Origin of the sequence: Streptococcus sp. 1453 (genome assembly GCF_013276955.1) — a bacterium.
Lineage (GTDB): Bacteria > Bacillota > Bacilli > Lactobacillales > Streptococcaceae > Streptococcus.
This window is the reverse complement of the sequence record NZ_VMLZ01000003.1, coordinates 163,799-186,144: the sequence shown is the minus strand read 5'-3', so window position 1 is coordinate 186,144 and position 22,346 is coordinate 163,799. Positions and strand designations below refer to the sequence as shown.

Genomic DNA, 22,346 nt, shown 5'->3' with positions numbered 1-22,346 from the left:
TAAATTTACTTTTTTATATTGAGGTATTGAGCTAGTTTATGAAAAAATTGAGTGAAAAAGTCGAGTGTTTTAGAAACCCACAGTGTAGTATTTTAGTTTCAATCCACTATATTTTGCTATTCCCTGTAAAGTTTCTATTTTCCCTGAATTCTGATATAATAGAGATATTGACTTCAAGAGTAAGGAAGAGAAGATGAACGCATTATTAAATGGAATGAATGACCGTCAGGCTGAGGCTGTGCAAACGACAGAAGGGCCCTTGTTGATCATGGCAGGGGCTGGTTCTGGGAAGACTCGAGTTTTGACCCACCGTATCGCTTATTTAATCGATGAAAAGCTGGTCAATCCGTGGAATATCTTGGCCATTACCTTTACTAATAAGGCTGCGCGTGAGATGAAAGAGCGTGCTTATAACCTCAATCCAGCTACTCAGGACTGTCTGATTGCGACCTTCCACTCCATGTGTGTGCGTATTTTGCGTCGCGATGCGGACCATATTGGCTACAACCGTAATTTTACTATTGTGGATTCTGGTGAACAGCGAACTCTTATGAAACGCATTCTCAAGCAGTTGAACTTGGATCCTAAAAAATGGAATGAACGGAGTATCTTAGGAACTATTTCCAATGCTAAGAATGATCTGATTGATGATGTTGCCTATGCTGCCCAAGCTGGAGATATGTATACGCAAATCGTGGCCCAGTGTTATACAGCCTATCAGAAAGAACTGCGTCAGTCGGAGTCGGTTGACTTTGATGATTTGATTATGCTGACCTTGCGTCTCTTTGATCAAAATCCTGATGTTTTGACTTATTACCAGCAGAAGTTTCAATACATCCACGTTGATGAGTACCAAGATACCAACCACGCTCAGTACCAATTGGTCAAACTCTTGGCTTCGCGCTTTAAAAACATCTGTGTGGTTGGGGATGCGGACCAGTCTATCTACGGTTGGCGTGGTGCTGATATGCAGAATATCTTGGACTTCGAAAAGGATTATCCCCAAGCCAAGGTTGTTTTGTTGGAGGAGAATTACCGTTCAACCAAAACCATTCTTCAAGCGGCCAACGAGGTCATTAAAAACAATAAAAACCGCCGTCCTAAGAATCTCTGGACTCAAAATGCTGATGGGGAGCAAATCGTTTACTATCGTGCCGATGATGAGCTAGATGAGGCTGTATTTGTAGCCAAAACCATCGATGAACTTAGTCGCAGTCAAAACTTTCTTCACAAGGATTTTGCAGTTCTCTATCGTACAAATGCCCAGTCTCGTACTATTGAGGAAGCTCTGCTCAAATCTAACATCCCTTATACAATGGTTGGAGGAACCAAGTTCTACAGCCGTAAGGAAATCCGAGATATTATCGCTTATCTAAACCTCATTGCTAATTTGAGTGACAATATCAGTTTTGAGCGTATTATCAACGAACCGAAACGTGGAATTGGCCCAGGTACGGTTGAGAAAATCCGTGACTTTGCAAATTTGCAAAATATGTCCATGCTAGATGCTTCAGCCAATATCATGTTATCTGGTATCAAGGGTAAAACAGCCCAGTCTATCTGGGATTTTGCCAATATGATTCTGGATTTGCGGGAACAACTGGACCACTTAAGCATTACTGAGCTGGTTGAGGCTGTTTTAGAAAAAACAGGTTACGTTGATATTCTTAATGCCCAAGCGACTCTAGAAAGCAAGGCTCGGGTTGAAAATATCGAAGAGTTTCTTTCTGTTACGAAGAACTTTGATGACACCTCTGATGATCCAGAAGAGGAAACTGGTTTGGATAAACTGAGTCATTTCTTAAATGACTTGGCCTTGATTGCCGACACAGATTCAGGTAGTCAGGAGACATCAGAAGTTACCCTAATGACCCTGCATGCTGCCAAAGGTCTCGAGTTTCCAGTTGTATTTTTGATTGGGATGGAAGAAAATGTCTTCCCGCTTAGCCGTGCAGCTGAAGATCAAGATGAACTAGAAGAAGAGCGCCGTCTAGCCTATGTAGGAATTACGCGTGCAGAGAAAGTCCTCTATCTGACCAATGCCAATTCGCGCCTGCTTTTTGGTCGTACCAACTACAATCGTCCGACTCGTTTTATTAACGAAATCAGTTCAGACTTGCTTGAGTACCAAGGTCTAGCCCGTCCAGCAAATTCAAGCTTTAAGGCAGCATATAGCAGTGGTGGTCTTGCCTTCGGTCAAGGTATGAGCCTGGCTCAAGCTCTTCAAGATCGTAAACGTAGTGCTGCCCCAAGAACTATCCAATCAAGCGGTCTCCCATTTGGTCAATTTACAGCAGGAGCAAAATCAGCGTCTAGTGAAGCAAATTGGTCTATTGGTGACATTGCTCTCCACAAGAAATGGGGAGAGGGAACTGTTTTGGAAGTTTCAGGTAGCGGTGCTACGCAGGAATTAAAAATCAATTTCCCAGAAGTAGGTTTGAAAAAACTTTTAGCTAGTGTAGCCCCAATTGAGAAAAAAATCTAATTTTTCATCCTTCTCACGAATAATAAAGTGAGGAGGATTTTTATGTACAGTATTTCATTCCAAGAAGATTCACTATTACCAAGAGAAAGACTGGCCAAGGAAGGAGTAGAAGCGCTTAGTAATCAAGAGTTGCTAGCTATTCTACTCAGGACAGGGACACGTCAGGCTAGCGTTTTTGAAATTGCCCAGAAAGTCTTGAGCAATCTTTCAAGCCTAACGGATTTGAAAAAAATGACCCTGCAGGAATTGCAGAGCCTATCTGGTATCGGACGTGTTAAGGCAATAGAATTACAAGCTATGATTGAACTGGGCCATCGTATTCATAAACATGAGACCCTTGAGATGGAAAGTATTCTTAGTAGCCAAAAGTTGGCCAAGAAGATGCAACAGGAATTGGGGGATAAAAAACAAGAGCACCTGGTGGCGCTCTATCTCAATACTCAAAATCAAATCATCCATCAACAGACCATTTTTATCGGTTCTGCAACTCGTAGTATCGCTGAACCGCGAGAGATTCTTCACTATGCCATCAAGCATATGGCGACCTCTCTCATCTTAGTTCACAATCATCCTTCAGGAGCGGTAGCCCCTAGCCGAAATGATGATCATGTCACTAAACTTGTCAAAGAAGCCTGCGAACTGATGGGGATTGTCCTCTTGGACCATTTGATTGTCTCTCATTCTAATTACTTTAGTTATCGTGAAAAGACGGATTTAATCTAAAGTTCATTAACGACATAGTCAAAGAGGTTTTTATCTTTGGGACGATTTTCAAATAGAAATTCTGGATGCCATTGGACACCGAGAAAGGCGACATCATCCGTACTCATGACAGCTTCAATGATACCATCCTTAGGATCATGAGCTGCAATCTTTAAGTTAGGTGCTAAATCCTTAATACTCTGATGGTGGAAGGAGTTGATATGGGAGATTTCTCCATAGATTTCTCGGAGAACAGTATCTGGTTCTGTCACCAAGCGTTGGGTTGTGTACTCAGCCGAACAATCCTGCCAATGGTCTTCTATATCTTGGTACAAAGTTCCACCCATGGCAACGTTAAAGAGTTGTGTTCCACGGCAGACAGAAAAAATTGGCTTTTTCTGTTTAATAGCTTCCTTGATGAGGGCCAGTTCGAAGATATCTCTTTGAAGGTGGTAGTCATCGCTATCAATAGTTTTTGGTTCACCATAGAATTTTGGATCAACATTTTGCCCACCTGTCAAGATGAGCTTGTCAATCAAACTGATATAGTGGCTAGCCATTTCTTGATCACCAATCGGTAGGATGATGGGAATCCCTCCAGCGTCTTTAACGCCTTCAACAAAGCCTTTTGCTGCGTAGCTCATCATGATGTCATCATCAGGATGAGTTTTTTCGTTTCCTGTAATCCCTATAACTGGTTTTTTCATAAAATGATTTTCGCTTTCTAATCCTCTTTTCGCATGAAATAGAGGAGGGTTTGGAGTTCACTTGTCAAATCGACATACTGAACGACCACATCTTTTGGTAAATGCAGATGGACTGGTGAAAAACTAAGAATTCCTTTCACGCCAGCATCAACCAAGAGATTGGCAACCTCTTGTGACTTAACGCTGGGAACGGTCAGGATAGCAGTCTTCACATCAGCATCCTTGATTTTATCCTTGATTTGAGAAATCCCGTAAATAGGAATTCCATCAGGAGTTTGGGTTCCGACTTCGGGATGGTCATCTAGGTCAAAGGCCATGATAATCTTCATCTTGTTACGCTCGTGGAAGCGGTAGTGGAGAAGGGCATGGCCCATATTTCCAATACCAACCAGCATGACATTGGTAATAGAGTTATCATTGAGCAAATCGGCAAAAAATGTCATCAGTTTTTTGACATCATATCCAAATCCACGCCGACCTAGTTCACCAAAATAGGAAAAATCCCGACGTACGGTCGCTGAATCAATCCCAATGGCCTCTGCAATTTGCTTAGAGTTGGCACGTTCAATCTTTTCTGCATGAAATCTCTTAAAAATTCGATAGTAGAGAGAGAGTCTTTTCGCTGTAGCTTTTGGAATAGCAGACTGTTTATCTTTCACAAAATCACAACCTTTCTATTCTTCTATTTTATAGAAACATTGTGAAAAAATCAACAAAAACAAGAAAAAACTAAGAAAAATCTTAGTTTTGTTGTAAAAAATCTGCATGTGATAGAAAACGGTAGAGGTCTCCGACCAGTCCTTGGTAAACTTCCTGTCCCTCAAAAGTCAAAGAAGTCACATACAGTGTATCTGGTAGGGTTACACATCCTGACAGAGCTAGCATGAGAGCTTCATAATCCTCATACTTGAGAGTACGCTCAACATGATAGCTGTCCTTATAGGTCAGTTCAAACATTTTAGCTCTATCTTTCTGATTTTGTAAAGACACCACGTTCTACCAAGCTATCCATGAGGAAGTAGAATTTTTCCTGATGAATGTGGTGGTCTTCTGATTTGAAAATATCAACTAGACGTAGCCCAAACTTGTCAGTGATATTGATTTTAGCCCCTGTAAGTTCCTTGTTAATGATGATTTTAAGTTGGAAGCCTTCACCGCTGTTTGGCACTTTTTCAAGTAGGCGAGTTAGTTCATAGTTACCAACCTTTGTCTCAAAAAAAGTATTGTCTTTGAGGGTGAATTTTTTAACAGAAGGGCTAAGAGTGTAGTCGTAACGACAATTTTTTAACTGAATGGTTTTTTCAAATGCCATATGGCTAACCTCCGATAATTTCTTTTAAGGTTTTTGCGAGGGTTTGTAGGTCTTCAACAGTATTTTGTGGAGACAAACTGATACGAACGGATTCCTTCAAGCGGTCTGAATTTGCTCTGTACATGGCTTCAAGAACATGGCTGGATTGGACAATGCCTGCTGTACAGGCTGAGCCAGTAGAGATTGAAATTCCAGCTAAATCTAGCCGAAGGAGTAAGAGGTCATTTTTTTGATCAGGAAATCCAATATTGAGGACATAAGGGAGATGATGTTCTCCTCTATTCAAGTAATATTGAATGCCCTCTAGTTCTGCCAGAAAGGCAGTTTCTAGATTTTGTACATGTTGGAAATGTTCTTCCTGTTTTTCTAGGTCTTCTTTTAGGGCTGCAACCATACCCACGATGGCAGCTAGATTTTCAGTTCCGGCTCGTTTTTTCTGTTCTTGGTCTCCGCCATGGAGATAGGAATCAAAGTCCATGCTTGATGCGTAGAGAAAACCAATTCCCTTAGGACCATGGAACTTGTGGGCAGAAGCAGTGAGAAAATCAATGCCCAATTCTTCTGGGTGTATAGGGATTTTACCAATAGCCTGAACTGCATCGACATGATAGGCGGCTGGGTGTTGCTTGAGTATTTGGCCAATTTCAGCAATGGGCAGTAGGTTTCCAGTCTCATTATTGGCAAACATGGTAGAAACCAAAATCGTATCGTCACGTAAGGCCTCTTGAATTTGCTGGGCGGTGATTTCTTGATTTTCTGGCTGGATAATGGTTGCTTCAAACCCAAAGTGTTGAACCAAGTAATCAATTGTTTCAAGGACAGCATGGTGCTCAATAGCAGTTGTGATAATATGTTTTCCTTGTTCCTGGTGACGAAGGCAGTAGCCAATGATGGCAGTATTGTTTCCTTCAGTCCCACCAGAAGTGAAAAAGATATGTTGAGGTTTTGTCCCCAGTAACTGAGCTAGTTCCTGACGGGCTTCTCGCAAGAGTTTGCCAGCTTGACGACCATGCCCATGAATACTAGAAGGATTTCCATGGGTTTCTTGCATCACCTTGGTCATAGCTGAAATAGCAACTGCTGACATAGGAGTCGTCGCAGCATTGTCCAAATAAATCAAAGAATCACCTTATTTCTTTTTGTTGTAAGCAAAGAGTGGGCTGACTGGTTTTCTTTCGTGGATACGGACGATGGCATCACCAATTAACTCACTAGCAGTGATGTAGCATACGTTTTTAGGAGTTTTTTCTTTTGTTGCTACTGAATCAGTCACAAGAATTTCGTTAATCTTAGTATTGTCAAGAAGTTCAGCAGCACCTTCAACGAAGAGACCGTGGCTAGAAACAGCATAAATTTCTGTAGCCCCTTCACGTTCAACGATTTTAGCAGCTTCAGAGAAGGTACGTCCTGTATTAAGAATATCGTCAATCAAGATGGCTTTCTTACCTTCAACATCACCAATAATATAACCTTCGTTACGAGTTGCATCGTCTTGAGGGTAGTCGATAATGGCGATAGGAGCATCAAGATACTCAGCCAAGCTACGAGCACGTTTCACACCTGAATTTTTAGGGCTAACAACAACAATATCTGAGCCAAGGAGGCCCTTATCGCAGTAATGTTTTGCGAATAGGGGAACAGTGAAAAGATTATCCACTGGAATATCAAAGAAACCTTGAACTTGAACGGCATGCAAATCAAGAGTCAGGATACGATCAACCCCAGCCTTAACCAGCATATTGGCAACTAGTTTCGCTGTAAGTGGTTCACGTGGTGAAGCAATGCGGTCTTGACGTGCATAGCCGAAATATGGAAGGACAACGTTGATACTGTGGGCACTTGCACGAACACAAGCATCAACCATGATCAACAATTCCATTAGGTGGTTGTTGACAGGGAAACTTGTTGATTGGATGATGTAAACATCATAGCCACGGACACTTTCTTCGATATTTACTTGGATTTCTCCGTCTGAAAATTGACGTGATGATAGTTTTCCAAGTGGGACACCAACAGCTTGAGCAATTTTCTGTGCAATCTCTTGGTTAGAGTTGAGTGCGAAAAGTTTCATGTTTTTTCTATCTGACATTATAGACCGTCCTCTGTAAACTTTTTAAATCCTAGTGATATTTGCCTTACATATATGAACTGGGATTCGTGTATTTTTATCTTTTCTATTTTACCAAAAAATGGAGATTATTTCAGCTATTTTTCATGCTTTTGACAAATCGAACCAATTTTGAAGGAGCTTTTTGATAAGAAATCTGATTTTCCTCTAAAAATTGCTGGAAATCCTGTTTCCCTTGCTCGTGATTTTCCACTTCAAGCTCCAATTCGTAATCTGTCATATCAAAGTACTGACTTTCATCCAGTGCCATGAGGCCAATAGCTGTCTTCATTTCATAGCGAAGTGTTGTGAGACAACCAAGAACCTGCCATTCACTAGTTTGGATACCATGTTTAGCTAATTCATCAAGAACCAGCCCCTGAGGAAGTTCTTTCTTGATCAGATAGTTTTCAGCATCTTTTAGTTGCAATTTTTGATTGTATTCCATGTTTCCGACACTTTGTGGGACTTTGAGTGTCAACTCAGCCCAGTCTTCAAAGGTTCGAATGCGCATAGCGACTTTCTTTTCTCGCAGTTCAAAATCAGGCGTGTCTATGTAGTAATTTTTTTGAAGAACAGGAGTGACACCTGTGAACTGGTCTTTTAGACGGTTATATTCATCTTTTTTCAAGAGTGTTTTCAATTCAATTTCTAAATGTTTCATTTTTCTTACCTTTTCTTTATCGTTGAAAGCGGATTTATGGTATAATAAGCATTGTATTTATTGTATATGAATCTGGAGAAAAAATCAAAGATATTTTTGAAGGATAATATGAGAATAAGGGAGAATATATGACCTTAGAATGGGAAGAATTTCTAGATCCTTACATTCAAGCTGTTGGTGAGTTAAAGATTAAACTTCGTGGTATTCGTAAGCAATATCGTAAGCAAAATAAACATTCTCCGATTGAGTTTGTGACTGGTCGAGTCAAGCCAATTGAGAGTATCAAGGAAAAAATGGCTCGTCGTGGCATTACTTATGAGACCTTGGAACACGATTTGCAGGATATTGCTGGCTTACGTGTGATGGTTCAGTTTGTAGATGACGTTAAGGAAGTAGTGGAAATTTTGCGTAAGCGTCAGGATATGCGTATCATACAGGAGCGAGATTACATTACTCATCGAAAGGCTTCAGGCTACCGTTCCTATCATGTGGTAGTAGAATATATGGTTGATACAATCAATGGAGCTAAGACTATTTTGGCAGAAATTCAAATTCGTACTTTGGCCATGAATTTCTGGGCAACGATAGAACATTCTCTCAACTACAAGTACCAAGGGGATTTCCCAGAGGAGATTAAGAAGCGACTGGAAATTACAGCTAGAATCGCCCATCAGTTGGATGAAGAAATGGGTAAAATTCGTGATGATATCCAAGAAGCCCAGGCACTTTTTGATCCCTTGAGTAGAAAATTAAATGACGGTGTAGGAAACAGTGACGATACAGATGAAGAATACAGGTAAACGAATTGACTTGATAGCCAATAGAAAACCGCAGAGTCAAAGGGTTTTGTATGAATTGCGAGATCGTTTGAAGAGAAATCAGTTTATACTCAATGATAGCAGTCCGGATATTGTCATTTCCATTGGTGGAGATGGCATGCTCTTGTCGGCCTTTCATAAGTACGAAGACCAACTTGATAAGGTACGCTTTATCGGTCTTCATACAGGACATCTGGGCTTTTATACCGATTATCGTGATTTTGAGTTGGATAAGTTAATGACCAATTTGCAGCTAGATACCGGAGCAAGGGTTTCTTACCCTGTTCTAAATGTGAAGGTTTTTCTTGGAAATGGAGATGTCAAGATTTTTCGTGCCCTCAACGAAGCCAGCATTCGCAGATCCGATCGAACCATGGTGGCAGATATTGTCATCAATGGTGTTCCCTTTGAACGTTTTCGTGGAGACGGGCTAACAGTTTCGACACCGACTGGTAGTACTGCCTATAACAAGTCTCTTGGTGGTGCTGTTTTACACCCTACCATTGAAGCTCTTCAGTTGACGGAAATTGCCAGCCTCAATAATCGTGTCTATCGAACGCTGGGCTCTTCCATTATTGTGCCTAAGAAGGATAAGATTGAACTCATTCCAACAAGAAATGATTACCACACCATTTCGGTTGACAATAGCGTTTATTCTTTCCGTAGTATCGAGCGAATCGAGTATCAAATTGATCATCATAAGATTCACTTTGTCGCGACTCCTAGCCATACCAGTTTCTGGAACCGCGTTAAGGATGCCTTTATCGGTGAGGTGGACGAATGAGGTTTGAATTTATCGCAGATGAACATGTCAAGGTTAAGACCTTTTTGAAAAAGCACGAGGTTTCTAAGGGACTTTTGGCCAAGATTAAGTTTCGAGGTGGGGCTATTCTGGTCAATGACCAACCGCAAAATGCAACGTATCTATTGGATCTTGGAGACCGCGTTACCATTGATATTCCTGCTGAGGAAGGCTTTGAAACTCTGGAAGCTATAGAGCGCCCACTGGATATTCTCTATGAGGATGACCATTTTCTAGTCTTGAATAAACCCTATGGAGTGGCTTCTATTCCTAGTGTCAATCACTCCAATACCATTGCCAATTTTATCAAGGGTTACTACGTCAAGCAAAATTATGAAAATCAGCAGGTTCACATTGTGACCAGACTTGATAGAGATACTTCTGGCCTGATGCTCTTTGCAAAACACGGCTATGCCCATGCACGATTAGACAAGCAGTTGCAGAAAAAGTCTATCGAGAAACGCTACTTTGCTTTGGTTAAAGGTGATGGATACTTGGAGCCAGAGGGGGAAATTATTGCTCCGATTGCGCGTGATGAAGACTCTATTATCACTAGACGGGTGGCTAAAGGTGGAAAGTATGCCCATACATCATATAAGATTGTCGTTTCCTATGGAAATATTCACTTGGTCGACATTCGCTTGCATACTGGTCGAACCCACCAAATCCGAGTCCATTTTTCTCATATTGGTTTTCCTTTGTTGGGCGATGATTTGTACGGTGGTAGTCTGGACGACGGCATCCAACGTCAGGCCCTGCATTGCCATTACCTATCCTTTTATCATCCATTTTTAGAGCAAGACTTGCAGTTAGACAGTTCCTTGCCGGATGATTTCAGCAACCTTATTACCCAGTTATCAACTAATACTCTATAAAAACTGATTCAGAGTATAATTATTATCTAAAAGGAGAAAACTCATGGAAGTTTTTGAAAGTCTAAAAGCCAACCTTGTTGGTAAAAATGCTCGTATCGTTCTCCCTGAAGGGGAAGAGCCGCGTATTCTTCAAGCGACTAAACGTTTGGTAAAAGAAACAGAAGTGATTCCTGTTTTGTTAGGAAATCCTGAAAAAATTAAAATTTATCTTGAAATTGAAGGGATCATGGATGGTTATGAAGTCATTGACCCTCAACATTATCCTCAATTTGAAGAAATGGTTGCTGCCTTGGTGGAGCGTCGTAAGGGCAAAATGTCTGAAGAAGATGCACGCAAGGTTTTGGTTGAAGATGTCAACTATTTTGGTGTTATGTTGGTTTACTTGGGCTTGGTTGATGGAATGGTGTCAGGTGCGATTCACTCAACTGCTTCAACAGTTCGCCCAGCCCTACAAATCATTAAAACTCGTCCAAATGTGACTCGTACTTCAGGTGCCTTCCTCATGGTTCGTGGTACGGAACGTTACCTGTTTGGAGACTGTGCCATCAACATCAATCCAGACGCGGAAGCTTTGGCTGAGATTGCCATCAACTCAGCAATCACAGCTAAGATGTTTGGTATAGAACCAAAAATTGCTATGTTGAGCTATTCAAGTAAAGGTTCAGGCTTTGGTGAAAGTGTTGATAAGGTTGTTGAAGCAACTAAAATTGCTCACGACTTGCGTCCTGACCTCGAAATCGACGGTGAGTTGCAATTTGATGCAGCCTTTGTTCCAGAAACTGCAGCTCTGAAAGCTCCTGGAAGTACGGTAGCTGGTCAAGCAAATGTCTTCATCTTCCCAGGTATCGAGGCAGGAAATATCGGCTACAAGATGGCAGAACGTCTTGGTGACTTTGCGGCTGTAGGACCTGTTTTACAAGGTTTGAACAAGCCTGTTAACGACCTCTCTCGTGGATGTAATGCTGATGATGTGTACAAGTTGACCCTTATCACAGCAGCTCAAGCTGTTCATCAATAGTGAAAACTATAAAGCGATATACTATGCTATACTGTAGTTATGAAACTATGTACGAAAAGCACTACCATTAACTCCTGAGAACTAAATTACTGATTGGTGTCAAAAAGGACAACTTCCAAGCGATGATATCCTGTCTATATACGACCTATAGAAATCTGTAATATACATGTCCGTAAAACGATAAATTCCCTTTTGGATTTTATACTCAATAAAAATCAAAGAGCAAACTAGAAAGCTAGGCGCAGGCAGTACTTGAGTACGACAAGCCGACGCTGATATGGTTTGAATTTGATTTTTGAAGAGTATTAAATGAGTATGAAAAGAGAATTTTTTCATGAGAAAACGCATAATATTGAGTGTTTTTTGTACACCTGCTATTATGCGTTTTTTATAATTTTTGCACCTTTCTTAGCCTTTGTTATCGACAAGTATTGTTTTCTAGCTCCTTGTTTTTAGAATGGCAATTTCCCAGCGAAAGCACCCAGTTTTTTCTTGGTAGTTTTATCGATTTGTTCAAGAGCAGAGTTGATGGCTTGAACGGTCATATCAGAAAGAGTTTCAACGTCCTCTGGGTCAACGATAGCTGGATTGAAATCAATGCTGACAACTTTCTTATCTCCAGTTAAGGTCGCTTGGACAAGGTCTTGAGCAGATTTGCCAACAAATTGCATGGCAGCAAGTTCGGCCTGGCTTTGTTCCATTTGTTTTTGAAGTTTTTGTGCTTGACGCATCATGTTTTGCATGTTCATCATAAGATTTCTAAAATTCCTTTCATCTCAAGGGGATAATCCTTGTTGTTAACAAGTGCCTGATTTTCTCTCCTAATTGTTATTAGTAGCATAGCCATCAAGCCCAAGTATTGATTTTATTATACCATTTTTTTAAGACATAGTCTTTTATTGGTGAGAGTTATTTATGTCAAGGAGTGATTAGACATAAATTAAAATAATGATTTTTGCTAAGAGGGGCTCTATTCTAGTTTCATGGAAATGATTTTACTAAAGGTTCGTATGCTTTGTTTACAAACATGTTACCTCTATCTATTTTTGGATAAATAGTTGTCTGTTATTATTTTTATGCTAATAGTAAAATCTAAATGGTAGCCTACGATTTTTTAGAAAGAAAATGGTACAATATTTCTAAGAGAAAATACAATAGGAGGGAAAATGAGGTTATTACCTATAAGAAAAATATCACGTCAGTCTAAAAGGTTAGCACTTTTTTTGACCTTTTGTGCTGGATATGTGGATGCTTACACTTTTATTGTTCGCGGGAATACCCTTGTAGCTGGACAAACTGGAAATGTTGTCTTTCTTTCGGTAGAGCTAATACAAAATAATGTTTCGGATGTTAGGGATAAGCTTTTAACTTTAATAGCATTTATGCTGGGAGTTTTTTTACTAACGATTTATAAGGAAAAATTGAGAATTGTGAAAAAGCCAATTCTGTCACTGATTCCTTTGGCAATCTTATCAATTATTATTGGTTTTGTGCCGCAAACTGTAGATAATATCTATCTAGTACCGCCCTTGGCCTTCTGTATGGGACTGGTGACAACTGCTTTTGGAGAAGTGTCGGGTATTGCTTACAATAATGCCTTTATGACAGGGAATATCAAACGGACCATGTTGGCTTTTGGAGATTATTTCCGAACCAAGCACACTCCTTTTTTGCGTGAAGGGTTCATATTTGTTAGCCTGCTTAGTAGTTTTGTCCTTGGTGTTGTCTTTTCAGCCTATTTGACGATTTTCTATCAGGAAAAGACCATTCTTGGTATTCCTATTATGATGAGCATTTTTTACCTCAGCATGCTTTTTGCCTCGTGGCAGAAAAAAGTAAAAGAAAAAGCTTGATTTTAGGTGTTATTACTTGTAAGAAAATAGGAGATATGCTATACTTAGAGAGTTGACTATGCACGTTCCTGTGCAACCGCACGAACATCGTTGCTTGATTATTCAAGTTTAAGTGGTTCGTCCCACGATGCTAGGCGAGTCTTCACAAAAAATCGGGGAAACCCATAAAAATCATAGGAGGTGCATAATGAGCACATACGCAATTATCAAAACTGGCGGAAAACAAGTTAAAGTTGAAGTTGGTCAAGCAGTTTACGTTGAAAAATTGAACGTTGAAGCTGGTCAAGAAGTTACTTTTAACGAAGTTGTTCTTGTTGGTGGTGAAAACACTGTTGTCGGAACTCCACTTGTTGCTGGAGCTACTGTAGTTGGAACTGTTGAAAAACAAGGAAAACAAAAGAAAGTTGTTACTTACAAGTACAAACCTAAAAAAGGTAGCCACCGTAAACAAGGTCACCGTCAACCATATACTAAAGTTGTCATCAACACAATCAACGCTTAATTTTAAGGAGAACACATGATACAAGCAGTCTTTGAGAGAGCCGAAGATGGCGAGCTGAGGAGTGCGGAAATTACTGGACACGCCGAGAGTGGCGAATACGGCTTTGATGTCGTGTGTGCATCGGTTTCTACGCTTGCCATTAACTTTATCAATTCCATTGAGAAATTTGCAGGCTATGAACCAATCCTAGAATTAAACGAAGATGAAGGTGGCTATCTGATGGTTGAAATTCCAAAAGATCTTCCTTCACACCAGAGAGAAATGACCCAGTTATTCTTTGAATCATTTTTCTTAGGTATGGCAAACTTATCGGAGAACTCTTCTGAGTTCGTCCAAACCAGAGTTATCACAGAAAACTAACACGGAGGAAAACATTATGTTAAAAATGACTCTTAACAACTTGCAACTTTTCGCCCACAAAAAAGGTGGAGGTTCTACATCAAACGGACGTGATTCACAAGCAAAACGTCTTGGAGCTAAAGCAGCTGACGGACAAACTGTAACAGGTGGATCAATCCTTTACCGTCAACGTGGTACACACATCTACCCAGGTGTAAACGTTGGACGTGGTGGAGACGATACTTTGTTCGCTAAAGTTGAAGGCGTAGTACGCTTTGAACGTAAAGGACGCGATAAAAAACAAGTTTCTGTTTACCCAATCGCTAAATAAAAAGGTCCAGTGAACCTTTTTATCCCGAGCCTTGAAATGTAAAGGCGAGGAAGCTAGAAATAGCATAAATTAAGGCTTTCCGAGTTTTCGGAGAGCCTGTTTTTTGTTTTGGTACCCATACTTTTTAATATGTATAGTGGATTGAATCTGGAATAGAACACTGCTAAAAATTGATTTGAGTTTCCTACTCGATTTCTTCAGATTTTATTTCAATTGACTATAAGAACTGGTATCTGGTTTCAAATATTGGCTTGTCGTCCCTTCACTTGTCTGAATGGCTTGAGCGGTTCCTTCTGATAAGGGAAAATGATATTCTTTAGCTGAAATGGTCTGAGAAACCAAGCTAACAGATGGAGAGAAAAATAGCTCCAATTTGAAGCACACTGAATGGAAGTTGTTGAAAAGCAGTCATCTAGTTTTTCTTTTCTGCTTTGGCTTTTTTTCTTTGTCATCAGGGAAAGTGACTTGCTTCAAATCAGGGAGTTTAGGAAACTCTTCAAATATCTTGCCCAAGTTGTCTCGTTTTGTAAATTTTACAGCCATAGGTGTACCTCGATTCTAAATTCTACCTTTTCGACACCAATTAGTAATTTAAAGTTCTCAGGAGTTAGTTGCATTGCTTTTTCATACATAAGCATAGTATGACACTTTATGGTTACTGAACAAGTCTAATCACTCCTTTCAAACTTTTGAAGATGCCCTATAAGTTTTTGAGAAGAATATTGCAAAGTTCATAGTTAAGCAACGATAGAGTGAAGAGCTTTTTGAAAATAGGTACACTTCAGGTTAAAAAAACGACATTTCAGATTTTCTGTTCCAGAAATAGCTATCGCTATGATATAATTAGTTTATGATAATTACTATTCCTATAAAAAACCAAAAAGATATTGGCACACCATCTGATTCAGTCGTAGTCCTTGGCTATTTTGATGGTATACACAAGGGGCATCAAGAATTATTTCGTGTTGCCAATAAGGCTGCGAGAAAGGATTTATTGCCTATCGTGGTTATGACCTTTAATGAATCTCCAAAGATCGCTTTAGAGCCTTATCATCCTGATCTGTTTTTGCATATTTTGAACCCTGCTGAACGTGAGAGGAAATTAAAGCGTGAAGGCGTAGAAGAATTATATCTCCTTGATTTTAGTAGTCAATTCGCTAGTCTCACGGCAGAAGAATTTTTTGCAACTTATATCAAGGCTATGAATGCCAAAATTATTGTTGCAGGTTTTGATTATACATTTGGTTCTGACAAAAAAACAGCAGAAGATTTAAAGGATTACTTTGATGGAGAAGTTATCATTGTTCCACCTGTAGAAGACGAGAAAGGAAAGATTAGTTCAACTCGTATCCGTCAAGCTATTTTAGATGGAAATGTGAAAGAAGCAGGAGAACTTTTGGGAGCACCGCTTCCATCAAGAGGTATGGTGGTTCATGGCAATGCTCGTGGTCGTACAATTGGTTATCCAACAGCTAATTTAGTGCTTTTAGACCGCACTTATATGCCAGCAGATGGCGTTTATGTCGTTGATGTTGAGATTCAAAGACAGAAGTATCGTGCTATGGCTAGTGTCGGGAAAAACGTGACCTTTGATGGAGAAGAAGCACGTTTTGAAGTCAATATTTTTGATTTTAATCAAGATATTTATGGGGAAACCGTCATGGTTTATTGGCTTGATCGCATTCGAGATATGACCAAATTTGACTCAGTTGACCAATTAGTGGATCAGTTAAAGGCTGATGAAGAAGTAGCTCGAAATTGGTCTTAAGAGCTTGAGTAAACAAAAAAGAGGTTATTTGTAACCCAAAAGATAGATGATTTAGTCTAACTTTTGAGGTCACGACATTACCTCTTTTTATTCTTTTTCAAAGGTAAATCCTTCTCCAAGGATTTCGTGGGCTTCTGTAATGGTTATAAAGGCTTGAGGATCGATTCGATGAATCATTTCCTTCATTTTCACAATCTCATTTCTACCGACAATACAGTAAATGATTTTCAAATCTTTTTGACTATAGTAGCCTTGACCAGAAATAAAAGTAACACCTCTTCCTAGGTCATCATTGATCGCCTTAGCAAGTTGGTCAGGACGTTTTGTGATAATCATAAAGCCTTTACCTGCGTAGCCACCTTCGCCAATCAAATCAATGACACGAGAAACAATAAAATCAAATAAGAGTGTGTAGGAAACCAATCTCAAATCCTTGAAGATAAGGAGAATGAGCATGAGAATACAAAAATCTAAGATAAAGAGCAGTTTTCCCATGGATATATGAGTGTATTTATTGAGAATACGAGCTAGAATATCAGTTCCGCCAGTTGTACCTCCAGCATTAAAAATAATTCCAAGGCCAATTCCCAATAGAATTCCCGCTATAAGGGCTGTGATTAGTAAATCACCTTGAAGATCAATATGAAGGGGAATACGCTCAAAAAAGGCTAACCAGGCGGATAAGGCTAAGGTTCCTAGTAAACTAGAGTAGAGGGATTTTGCTCCAAATATTTTCCAAGCTAGGATGAAAAGGGGAATGTTAATCAGCAGGTTCATGAGGGAAACAGGGATTTTAAAAAGATAAAAGGTGATAAGGGTAATACCTGTCGCCCCTCCTTCAAAGAGATGATGAGGAACTACAAAATAAGTCAGCCCAAAAGCATAAATAGCAGCACCTAGTAAAATGGTAAAAATGGGGTAAATTTTTTTAATCATAGGACACCTCTTTTCTTATAAGTTGATTATATCAAATTTTTACGGAAAATTTGAGTGACTCCATTAGGATTTTTAATCTTTTTTTGATATAATTAGAAGTAAGAAAACCAATCTGAATCCTAAAATAGAAAGATTGATACTATGACAAAAATTAAGATTGTAACCGATTCATCTGTTACTATTGAACCAGAACTCGTAAAACAATTAGATATTACAATTGTTCCATTATCTGTAATGATTGATAATGTTGTTTATTCTGATGCTGATTTGAAAGAGGAAGGTAAATTTCTTCAGTTGATGCAAGAAGCTAAGAATCTTCCGAAAACAAGCCAGCCGCCTGTAGGTATCTTTGCTGAAGTGTTTGAAGACTTGTGCAAGGATGGCAGCCAGATTCTTGCTATTCATATGTCCCATGCTCTTTCGGGGACTGTAGAAGCAGCGCGTCAAGGTGCTAGCCTATCTACTGCCGACGTAACAGTTATTGACAGTTCCTTCACTGACCAAGCTTTGAAATTCCAAGTTGTTGAGGCTGCAAAATTAGCGCAAGAAGGCAAAGAGTTGGAGGAAATCTTATCTCATGTAGAAGAGGTTAAAAACCACACAGAACTCTATATTGGCGTTTCAACTTTGGAAAATCTTGTCAAAGGTGGACGAATTGGCCGTGTAACTGGATTGTTGAGCTCCCTTCTCAATATCCGTGTTGTCATGCAAATGAAAGACCATGAATTGCAGCCAATGGTTAAAGGTCGTGGAGCTAAAACTTTTAAAAAATGGTTAGATGAGTTGATAACATCGCTTTCTGAACGTTCTGTAGCAGAGATTGGAATTTCATATTCTGGTAGTGATGATTGGGCAAAAGAGATGAAAGAAAGCTTACAAGCTTATGTTGAAAAGCCAATTTCTGTTTTGGAAACGGGTTCCATTATTCAAACTCACACGGGTGAGAACGCTTGGGCTATTTTGGTACGTTACCACTCCTAAAAAAATAAATAAAATGGGAAGAAATAGCGTTTTTAACTTGACCTAAAAGGGATTTTAGGATATGATTATATTTGTTAATTAGAAATTATTTGGAGGAATCGTTAACATGGCAAACAAACAAGATTTGATCGCTAAAGTAGCAGAAGCTACAGAATTGACTAAGAAAGACTCAGCAGCAGCAGTTGAAGCTGTATTTGCAGCGGTAGCTGACTATCTTGCAGCTGGTGAAAAAGTTCAATTGATCGGTTTTGGTAACTTTGAAGTTCGTGAGCGTGCAGAACGTAAAGGTCGCAACCCACAAACTGGTAAAGAAATGACAATTGCAGCTTCTAAAGTTCCAGCATTCAAAGCTGGTAAAGCTCTTAAAGACGCTGTTAAATAATCAGCCTTTTAAAAGCCTATTGTATCAAGCTTTCTAGCTTGGGCAGTAGGCTTTTTACGTACGATAGGCATGTCGTATATCTGAGGTGTAAGTCCTCGGTGGGCACCTGCTACCGGTGAACCCAATAGCGATTCCCAAGCCTGACTATCGTGAGGTAGCGGATTAAAATGGTCTGGGGATAGACCGTTTTAAGTCTGACGTTGGAAATAAGAATCGTCAGAGGAAGGGATGGCGAAATCGTGGCTCTACGAACAGGAACGTGATAGTAAGGCGTATATAGCGGATAAGGGGGCTTCAAACTCTAAAGTCCAAAAAGGTAGTCGTAACCTATATGCGTAAATCACGAGAGTAATTGAATTCGGACTAAGGTTTGTGTGAAAAAGATAAATCTTCCTAGAGCCTAAAGACTCTGCGTCAGATTTCCTATTTTCACTGTAACCTTCTAACGTCCTCATATCTTGTATAAACTAGGAAAGATGTACGACTTATCCGCGAGGTATCATGAGCGCTGAAAGCGTAGTAACAACGAATCATGAGAAGTCAGCCGAGCCCATAGTAGTGAGGAAACTTCTGTAATGGAAGTGGAGCGAAGGGGGGAATAATCTAGTAATAAATAGAGTTAAAAAGTTGAATGCTCCGAAAATATTGTATATATAGTAGTTGAATCTAAAATAGTACGAAACAATTTCTAAAACATTTATAGAAATTAATTTTACTTCCTCAATCGATTTGTTCTCATCTTATTTCAATCTGCTATACGTACGTATGTAATGAAAAGAATTAAATAATAGACTTGTGCGATAACTATTTGAAGCAAGATTAGCTTATTAGAAAATCCAACAAGATAGCGAAGGAATCTAACATAAAATGTACATAATTTATTTTATGTCACATATCCTTCGCTAAAATACTTACCATTATCTTGAATGCCTTAGTGAAACATGCTATACTACTTGTATGATTATTTTACAAGCTAATAAAATTGAACGTTCTTTTGCAGGAGAGGTTCTTTTCGATAATATTAACCTGCAGGTTGATGAAAGAGACCGTATTGCCCTTGTTGGGAAAAATGGTGCAGGTAAGTCTACTCTTTTGAAGATTTTGGTTGGAGAAGAGGAGCCAACTAGTGGAGAAATCAATAAGAAAAAAGATATTTCTCTGTCTTACCTAGCCCAAGATAGCCGTTTTGAATCTGAAAACACTATCTACGATGAAATGCTTCATGTCTTTGATGACTTGCGTCGGACTGAGAAACAACTTCGTCAGATGGAGTTGGAGATGGGTGAAAAGTCTGGTGAGGATTTGGATAAACTGATGTCAGATTACGATCGCTTATCTGAAAATTTTCGTCAGGCAGGTGGCTTTACCTATGAAGCTGATATTCGAGCGATTTTGAATGGATTCAAGTTTGACGAGTCTATGTGGCAGATGAAAATTGCCGAGCTTTCGGGTGGTCAAAATACTCGTTTGGCTCTAGCTAAAATGCTCCTTGAAAAGCCTAATCTCTTGGTTTTGGACGAGCCAACCAACCACTTGGATATCGAAACCATTGCCTGGCTAGAGAATTACTTGGTAAACTATAGCGGTGCCCTCATTATTGTTAGCCACGACCGTTATTTCTTGGACAAGGTTGCGACAATTACGCTGGATTTGACCAAGCATTCCTTGGATCGCTATGTGGGCAACTACTCTCGTTTTGTCGAGTTGAAGGAGCAAAAACTAGCTACTGAGGCAAAAAACTATGAAAAGCAACAGAAGGAAATTGCTGCTCTGGAAGATTTTGTCAATCGCAATTTAGTCCGTGCTTCGACGACCAAACGTGCCCAATCTCGCCGCAAACAACTGGAAAAAATGGAACGTTTGGACAAGCCTGAAGCGGGTAAGAAATCAGCCAATATGACCTTCCAGTCTGAAAAAACGTCTGGTAATGTTGTATTAACTGTTGAAAATGTAGCTATTGGCTATGATGGGGAAATATTGTCAGAGCCTATCAACCTAGACCTTCGTAAGATGAATGCTGTTGCCATCGTTGGTCCAAATGGTATTGGAAAATCAACCTTTATCAAGTCTATTGTGGACCAGATTCCTTTTATCAAGGGTGAAAAGCGATTTGGCGCTAATGTTGAGGTTGGTTACTATGATCAGACTCAAAGCAAGCTAACAGCAAGTAATACGGTGCTTGATGAACTTTGGAATGATTTTAAACTGACACCAGAAGTTGAAATCCGTAACCGTCTAGGTGCCTTCCTTTTCTCAGGAGATGATGTCAAAAAATCAGTCGGCATGTTGTCTGGTGGTGAGAAAGCACGTTTACTTCTTGCTAAATTGTCTATGGAAAACAACAACTTTTTGATTCTGGATGAGCCGACCAACCATCTGGATATTGATAGCAAGGAAGTGTTGGAAAATGCCTTGATTGACTTTGATGGAACTCTTCTATTCGTCAGCCACGACCGTTACTTTATCAATCGTGTGGCAACTCATGTACTGGAATTGTCAGAGAATGGATCAACTCTCTATCTTGGAGATTACGATTACTATGTTGAGAAGAAATCAGAAGTAGAAATGATTCAAACTGAGGAAGCTTCAACCAGTAATCAAGCAAAAGAAGCAAGCCCAGTTAATGACTATCAAGCTCAGAAAGAAAGTCAAAAAGAAGTTCGTAAGCTCATGCGACAAATAGAAAGTCTAGAAGCTGAAATTGAAGAGCTAGAAAGTCAAAGTCAAGCCATTTCTGAAAAAATGTTAGAAACAAACGATGCCAGCAAACTGATGGAATTGCAGGCTGAACTGGACAAAATCAGCCACCGTCAGGAAGAAGCTATGCTTGAGTGGGAAGAATTATCAGAGCAGGTGTAAAGATGGAAAATCTAGGAAAAGTATTTCGTGAATTTCGGACAAGTGGAAATTATTCTTTAAAGGAGGCTGCAGGCGAGTCCTGTTCAACTTCTCAGTTATCTCGATTTGAGCTTGGGGAGTCTGACCTAGCAGTCTCACGTTTCTTTGAGATTTTGGATAATATTCATGTAACAATCGAAAATTTCATGGATAAGGCAAGGAATTTTTATAATCATGAACATGTTGCCATGATGGGACAAATTGTGCCTCTTTACTATTCAAATGATATTGTAGGTTTTCAAAAGCTTCAAGAAGAACAACTTGAAAAGGCTAAGAGTTCGACAAATCCTCTCTATTTTGAGCTAAACTGGATTTTGCTACAAGGTCTGATTTGTCAAAGAGATTCGACTTATGAGATGAAGCAGGATGATTTGGATAAGGTAGCAGATTATCTCTTTAAAACAGAAGAATGGACCATGTATGAGTTGATTCTGTTTGGTAACCTCTATAGTTTCTACGATGTGGACTATGTCACTCGGATTGGTAGAGAAGTTATGGAGAGGGAGGAATTTTATCAAGAAATTGGTCGCCATAAGAGATTAGTATTGATTTTGGCCCTCAATTGTTACCAGCATTGTTTAGAGTATCTCTCTTTTGACAATGCAAGCTATTTTGAGACTTATACAGAGAAGATTATTGGTAAAAACATTAGTCTTTATGAACGAAATATTTTACATTACTTAAAAGGTTTTGCCTTATACCAAAAAGGACAGTTTAAAGAAGGCTGTAAGCAGATGCAAGAAGCCATGCATATTTTTGACGTGCTAGGTCTTCCAGAGCAAGTAGCCTACTATCAGGAACACTACGAAAAATTTGTCAAAGATTAATTTTCCCAAATAAGGGAAAAATGAAAAAGCTCCTTTCGG

General features: G+C 39.5%; 25 protein-coding genes, 1 pseudogene and 1 other annotated feature. Of the genes and pseudogenes, 15 read left to right on the top strand and 11 right to left on the bottom strand.

Annotated features, from left to right (window positions below; translation table 11 throughout):
- The first annotated feature begins 193 nt into the window (after window positions 1–193).
- Together pcrA and radC are read left to right on the top strand one after the other, a co-directional pair.
- A complete protein-coding gene (pcrA, locus tag HW098_RS02780) occupies window positions 194–2,485 on the top strand; it encodes a DNA helicase PcrA (protein WP_176139220.1) in 2,292 nt (763 codons plus the stop codon).
- A 42-nt stretch (window positions 2,486–2,527) separates the two neighbouring features.
- Entirely contained in the window at window positions 2,528–3,208 is a 681-nt protein-coding gene (radC, locus tag HW098_RS02775; protein ID WP_176139219.1) for a DNA repair protein RadC, read from the top strand.
- Here the strand turns inward: radC and HW098_RS02770 are convergent.
- From HW098_RS02770 to HW098_RS02740, 7 genes are all read right to left on the bottom strand, one after another.
- Window positions 3,205–3,894: a gamma-glutamyl-gamma-aminobutyrate hydrolase family protein gene (locus tag HW098_RS02770; RefSeq protein ID WP_176139218.1), complete on the bottom strand. Its 690-nt coding sequence runs from the start codon at window positions 3,892–3,894 to the stop codon at window positions 3,205–3,207. The two genes, radC and HW098_RS02770, sit on opposite strands and share 4 nt — an antisense overlap.
- Before the next feature lie 17 nt (window positions 3,895–3,911).
- The gene (locus tag HW098_RS02765) at window positions 3,912–4,553 is read right to left on the bottom strand and encodes a redox-sensing transcriptional repressor Rex (protein WP_000653417.1); all 642 of its coding nucleotides are present in this window, start codon (window positions 4,551–4,553) and stop codon (window positions 3,912–3,914) included.
- A gap of 82 nt (window positions 4,554–4,635) precedes the next feature.
- Window positions 4,636–4,851: a DUF4649 family protein gene (locus HW098_RS02760; RefSeq protein ID WP_176139217.1), complete on the bottom strand. Its 216-nt coding sequence runs from the start codon at window positions 4,849–4,851 to the stop codon at window positions 4,636–4,638.
- A gap of 7 nt (window positions 4,852–4,858) precedes the next feature.
- Window positions 4,859–5,206 carry a DUF1831 domain-containing protein gene (locus tag HW098_RS02755; RefSeq protein WP_000863540.1) on the bottom strand — a complete coding sequence of 116 codons (348 nt, stop codon included), beginning with the start codon at window positions 5,204–5,206 and terminating at the stop codon, window positions 4,859–4,861.
- Between the two features lie 4 nt (window positions 5,207–5,210).
- Window positions 5,211–6,326 carry a cysteine desulfurase family protein gene (locus tag HW098_RS02750; RefSeq protein ID WP_176139216.1) on the bottom strand — a complete coding sequence of 372 codons (1,116 nt, stop codon included), beginning with the start codon at window positions 6,324–6,326 and terminating at the stop codon, window positions 5,211–5,213.
- 9 nt (window positions 6,327–6,335) lie between these two features.
- A complete protein-coding gene (locus tag HW098_RS02745; RefSeq protein WP_175879946.1) occupies window positions 6,336–7,295 on the bottom strand; it encodes a ribose-phosphate diphosphokinase in 960 nt (319 codons plus the stop codon).
- A gap of 112 nt (window positions 7,296–7,407) precedes the next feature.
- Window positions 7,408–7,977, bottom strand: coding sequence for a CYTH domain-containing protein (locus tag HW098_RS02740; RefSeq protein WP_175879945.1), 570 nt, complete (start codon window positions 7,975–7,977; stop codon window positions 7,408–7,410).
- A gap of 128 nt (window positions 7,978–8,105) precedes the next feature.
- Between HW098_RS02740 and HW098_RS02735 the strand changes: the two genes are divergently transcribed.
- Genes HW098_RS02735 through pta form a run of 4 tightly spaced genes read left to right on the top strand, consistent with a single transcriptional unit; the run spans window position 8,106 to window position 11,490 of the window.
- Window positions 8,106–8,777, top strand: coding sequence for a GTP pyrophosphokinase family protein (locus HW098_RS02735; RefSeq protein WP_176139215.1), 672 nt, complete (start codon window positions 8,106–8,108; stop codon window positions 8,775–8,777).
- Window positions 8,761–9,579: an NAD kinase gene (locus HW098_RS02730; protein WP_176139214.1), complete on the top strand. Its 819-nt coding sequence runs from the start codon at window positions 8,761–8,763 to the stop codon at window positions 9,577–9,579. Before HW098_RS02735 ends, HW098_RS02730 begins: the two co-directional genes overlap by 17 nt.
- Window positions 9,576–10,472, top strand: coding sequence for an RluA family pseudouridine synthase (locus tag HW098_RS02725; RefSeq protein WP_176139213.1), 897 nt, complete (start codon window positions 9,576–9,578; stop codon window positions 10,470–10,472). The genes HW098_RS02730 and HW098_RS02725 overlap by 4 nt, the downstream gene beginning before the upstream one ends.
- A 43-nt stretch (window positions 10,473–10,515) precedes the next feature.
- On the top strand, window positions 10,516–11,490 hold the full coding sequence (gene pta, locus HW098_RS02720) for a phosphate acetyltransferase (RefSeq protein ID WP_176139212.1): 975 nt from the start codon (window positions 10,516–10,518) through the stop codon (window positions 11,488–11,490).
- Window positions 11,491–11,942: 452 nt separating this feature from the next.
- On the opposite strand, the gene HW098_RS02715 is transcribed toward pta, so the two are convergent.
- Window positions 11,943–12,242 carry a YbaB/EbfC family nucleoid-associated protein gene (locus HW098_RS02715; protein WP_176139211.1) on the bottom strand — a complete coding sequence of 100 codons (300 nt, stop codon included), beginning with the start codon at window positions 12,240–12,242 and terminating at the stop codon, window positions 11,943–11,945.
- A gap of 414 nt (window positions 12,243–12,656) precedes the next feature.
- Between HW098_RS02715 and HW098_RS02710 the strand changes: the two genes are divergently transcribed.
- From HW098_RS02710 to rpmA, 4 genes are all read left to right on the top strand, one after another.
- Window positions 12,657–13,343 carry a YoaK family protein gene (locus HW098_RS02710; protein WP_176139210.1) on the top strand — a complete coding sequence of 229 codons (687 nt, stop codon included), beginning with the start codon at window positions 12,657–12,659 and terminating at the stop codon, window positions 13,341–13,343.
- Between the two features lie 64 nt (window positions 13,344–13,407).
- Window positions 13,408–13,495, top strand: a sequence feature (ribosomal protein L21 leader region).
- Between the two features lie 35 nt (window positions 13,496–13,530).
- Window positions 13,531–13,845, top strand: coding sequence for a 50S ribosomal protein L21 (gene rplU, locus HW098_RS02705; protein ID WP_176139209.1), 315 nt, complete (start codon window positions 13,531–13,533; stop codon window positions 13,843–13,845).
- Window positions 13,846–13,860: 15 nt separating this feature from the next.
- Window positions 13,861–14,205: a ribosomal-processing cysteine protease Prp gene (locus HW098_RS02700; protein ID WP_000613694.1), complete on the top strand. Its 345-nt coding sequence runs from the start codon at window positions 13,861–13,863 to the stop codon at window positions 14,203–14,205.
- Between the two features lie 16 nt (window positions 14,206–14,221).
- Window positions 14,222–14,515, top strand: coding sequence for a 50S ribosomal protein L27 (gene rpmA / locus HW098_RS02695; RefSeq protein ID WP_000916509.1), 294 nt, complete (start codon window positions 14,222–14,224; stop codon window positions 14,513–14,515).
- Window positions 14,516–14,734: 219 nt separating this feature from the next.
- Here the strand turns inward: rpmA and HW098_RS02690 are convergent.
- Window positions 14,735–14,872, bottom strand: a pseudogene (locus HW098_RS02690) (TIGR03943 family protein); the annotation flags it as partial.
- A 51-nt stretch (window positions 14,873–14,923) separates the two neighbouring features.
- On the bottom strand, window positions 14,924–15,058 hold the full coding sequence (locus HW098_RS10715) for an SPJ_0845 family protein (RefSeq protein WP_057487670.1): 135 nt from the start codon (window positions 15,056–15,058) through the stop codon (window positions 14,924–14,926).
- Between the two features lie 307 nt (window positions 15,059–15,365).
- Between HW098_RS10715 and HW098_RS02685 the strand changes: the two genes are divergently transcribed.
- Window positions 15,366–16,283, top strand: coding sequence for a bifunctional riboflavin kinase/FAD synthetase (locus tag HW098_RS02685; protein ID WP_000587437.1), 918 nt, complete (start codon window positions 15,366–15,368; stop codon window positions 16,281–16,283).
- An 87-nt stretch (window positions 16,284–16,370) separates the two neighbouring features.
- Here the strand turns inward: HW098_RS02685 and HW098_RS02680 are convergent, their stop codons facing one another.
- The gene (locus tag HW098_RS02680; RefSeq protein ID WP_023942678.1) at window positions 16,371–17,219 is read right to left on the bottom strand and encodes a YitT family protein; all 849 of its coding nucleotides are present in this window, start codon (window positions 17,217–17,219) and stop codon (window positions 16,371–16,373) included.
- A 141-nt stretch (window positions 17,220–17,360) separates the two neighbouring features.
- Here HW098_RS02680 and HW098_RS02675 point away from each other — a divergent pair, with 141 nt between their 5' ends.
- The 4 genes from HW098_RS02675 to HW098_RS02660 all read left to right on the top strand — a co-directional run bounded on the left by HW098_RS02675 (window position 17,361) and on the right by HW098_RS02660 (window position 22,307).
- A complete protein-coding gene (locus tag HW098_RS02675) occupies window positions 17,361–18,200 on the top strand; it encodes a DegV family protein (protein WP_176139208.1) in 840 nt (279 codons plus the stop codon).
- Between the two features lie 106 nt (window positions 18,201–18,306).
- Window positions 18,307–18,582 (top strand): HU family DNA-binding protein, encoded by a 276-nt coding sequence (locus HW098_RS02670; RefSeq protein WP_001284639.1) that lies wholly within the window; start codon window positions 18,307–18,309, stop codon window positions 18,580–18,582.
- A gap of 957 nt (window positions 18,583–19,539) precedes the next feature.
- Window positions 19,540–21,441, top strand: coding sequence for an ABC-F family ATP-binding cassette domain-containing protein (locus tag HW098_RS02665; protein WP_176139207.1), 1,902 nt, complete (start codon window positions 19,540–19,542; stop codon window positions 21,439–21,441).
- Between the two features lie 2 nt (window positions 21,442–21,443).
- On the top strand, window positions 21,444–22,307 hold the full coding sequence (locus HW098_RS02660) for a MutR family transcriptional regulator (RefSeq protein WP_176139206.1): 864 nt from the start codon (window positions 21,444–21,446) through the stop codon (window positions 22,305–22,307).
- The last annotated feature ends 39 nt before the right edge of the window (window positions 22,308–22,346 follow it).

Bases quoted from the DNA above. Each gene is read 5' to 3' on its own strand.
- pcrA (WP_176139220.1), top strand. From the start codon at position 194: ATGAACGCATTATTAAATGGAATGAATGACCGTCAGGCTGAGGCTGTG.
- radC (WP_176139219.1), top strand. From the start codon at position 2,528: ATGTACAGTATTTCATTCCAAGAAGATTCACTATTACCAAGAGAAAGA.
- HW098_RS02770 (WP_176139218.1), bottom strand. From the start codon at position 3,894: ATGAAAAAACCAGTTATAGGGATTACAGGAAACGAAAAAACTCATCCT.
- HW098_RS02760 (WP_176139217.1), bottom strand. From the start codon at position 4,851: ATGTTTGAACTGACCTATAAGGACAGCTATCATGTTGAGCGTACTCTC.
- HW098_RS02755 (WP_000863540.1), bottom strand. From the start codon at position 5,206: ATGGCATTTGAAAAAACCATTCAGTTAAAAAATTGTCGTTACGACTAC.
- HW098_RS02745 (WP_175879946.1), bottom strand. From the start codon at position 7,295: ATGTCAGATAGAAAAAACATGAAACTTTTCGCACTCAACTCTAACCAA.
- HW098_RS02740 (WP_175879945.1), bottom strand. From the start codon at position 7,977: ATGAAACATTTAGAAATTGAATTGAAAACACTCTTGAAAAAAGATGAA.
- HW098_RS02735 (WP_176139215.1), top strand. From the start codon at position 8,106: ATGACCTTAGAATGGGAAGAATTTCTAGATCCTTACATTCAAGCTGTT.
- HW098_RS02730 (WP_176139214.1), top strand. From the start codon at position 8,761: ATGAAGAATACAGGTAAACGAATTGACTTGATAGCCAATAGAAAACCG.
- HW098_RS02725 (WP_176139213.1), top strand. From the start codon at position 9,576: ATGAGGTTTGAATTTATCGCAGATGAACATGTCAAGGTTAAGACCTTT.
- pta (WP_176139212.1), top strand. From the start codon at position 10,516: ATGGAAGTTTTTGAAAGTCTAAAAGCCAACCTTGTTGGTAAAAATGCT.
- HW098_RS02715 (WP_176139211.1), bottom strand. From the start codon at position 12,242: ATGATGAACATGCAAAACATGATGCGTCAAGCACAAAAACTTCAAAAA.
- HW098_RS02710 (WP_176139210.1), top strand. From the start codon at position 12,657: ATGAGGTTATTACCTATAAGAAAAATATCACGTCAGTCTAAAAGGTTA.
- rplU (WP_176139209.1), top strand. From the start codon at position 13,531: ATGAGCACATACGCAATTATCAAAACTGGCGGAAAACAAGTTAAAGTT.
- HW098_RS02700 (WP_000613694.1), top strand. From the start codon at position 13,861: ATGATACAAGCAGTCTTTGAGAGAGCCGAAGATGGCGAGCTGAGGAGT.
- rpmA (WP_000916509.1), top strand. From the start codon at position 14,222: ATGTTAAAAATGACTCTTAACAACTTGCAACTTTTCGCCCACAAAAAA.
- HW098_RS10715 (WP_057487670.1), bottom strand. From the start codon at position 15,058: ATGGCTGTAAAATTTACAAAACGAGACAACTTGGGCAAGATATTTGAA.
- HW098_RS02685 (WP_000587437.1), top strand. From the start codon at position 15,366: ATGATAATTACTATTCCTATAAAAAACCAAAAAGATATTGGCACACCA.
- HW098_RS02680 (WP_023942678.1), bottom strand. From the start codon at position 17,219: ATGATTAAAAAAATTTACCCCATTTTTACCATTTTACTAGGTGCTGCT.
- HW098_RS02675 (WP_176139208.1), top strand. From the start codon at position 17,361: ATGACAAAAATTAAGATTGTAACCGATTCATCTGTTACTATTGAACCA.
- HW098_RS02670 (WP_001284639.1), top strand. From the start codon at position 18,307: ATGGCAAACAAACAAGATTTGATCGCTAAAGTAGCAGAAGCTACAGAA.
- HW098_RS02665 (WP_176139207.1), top strand. From the start codon at position 19,540: ATGATTATTTTACAAGCTAATAAAATTGAACGTTCTTTTGCAGGAGAG.
- HW098_RS02660 (WP_176139206.1), top strand. From the start codon at position 21,444: ATGGAAAATCTAGGAAAAGTATTTCGTGAATTTCGGACAAGTGGAAAT.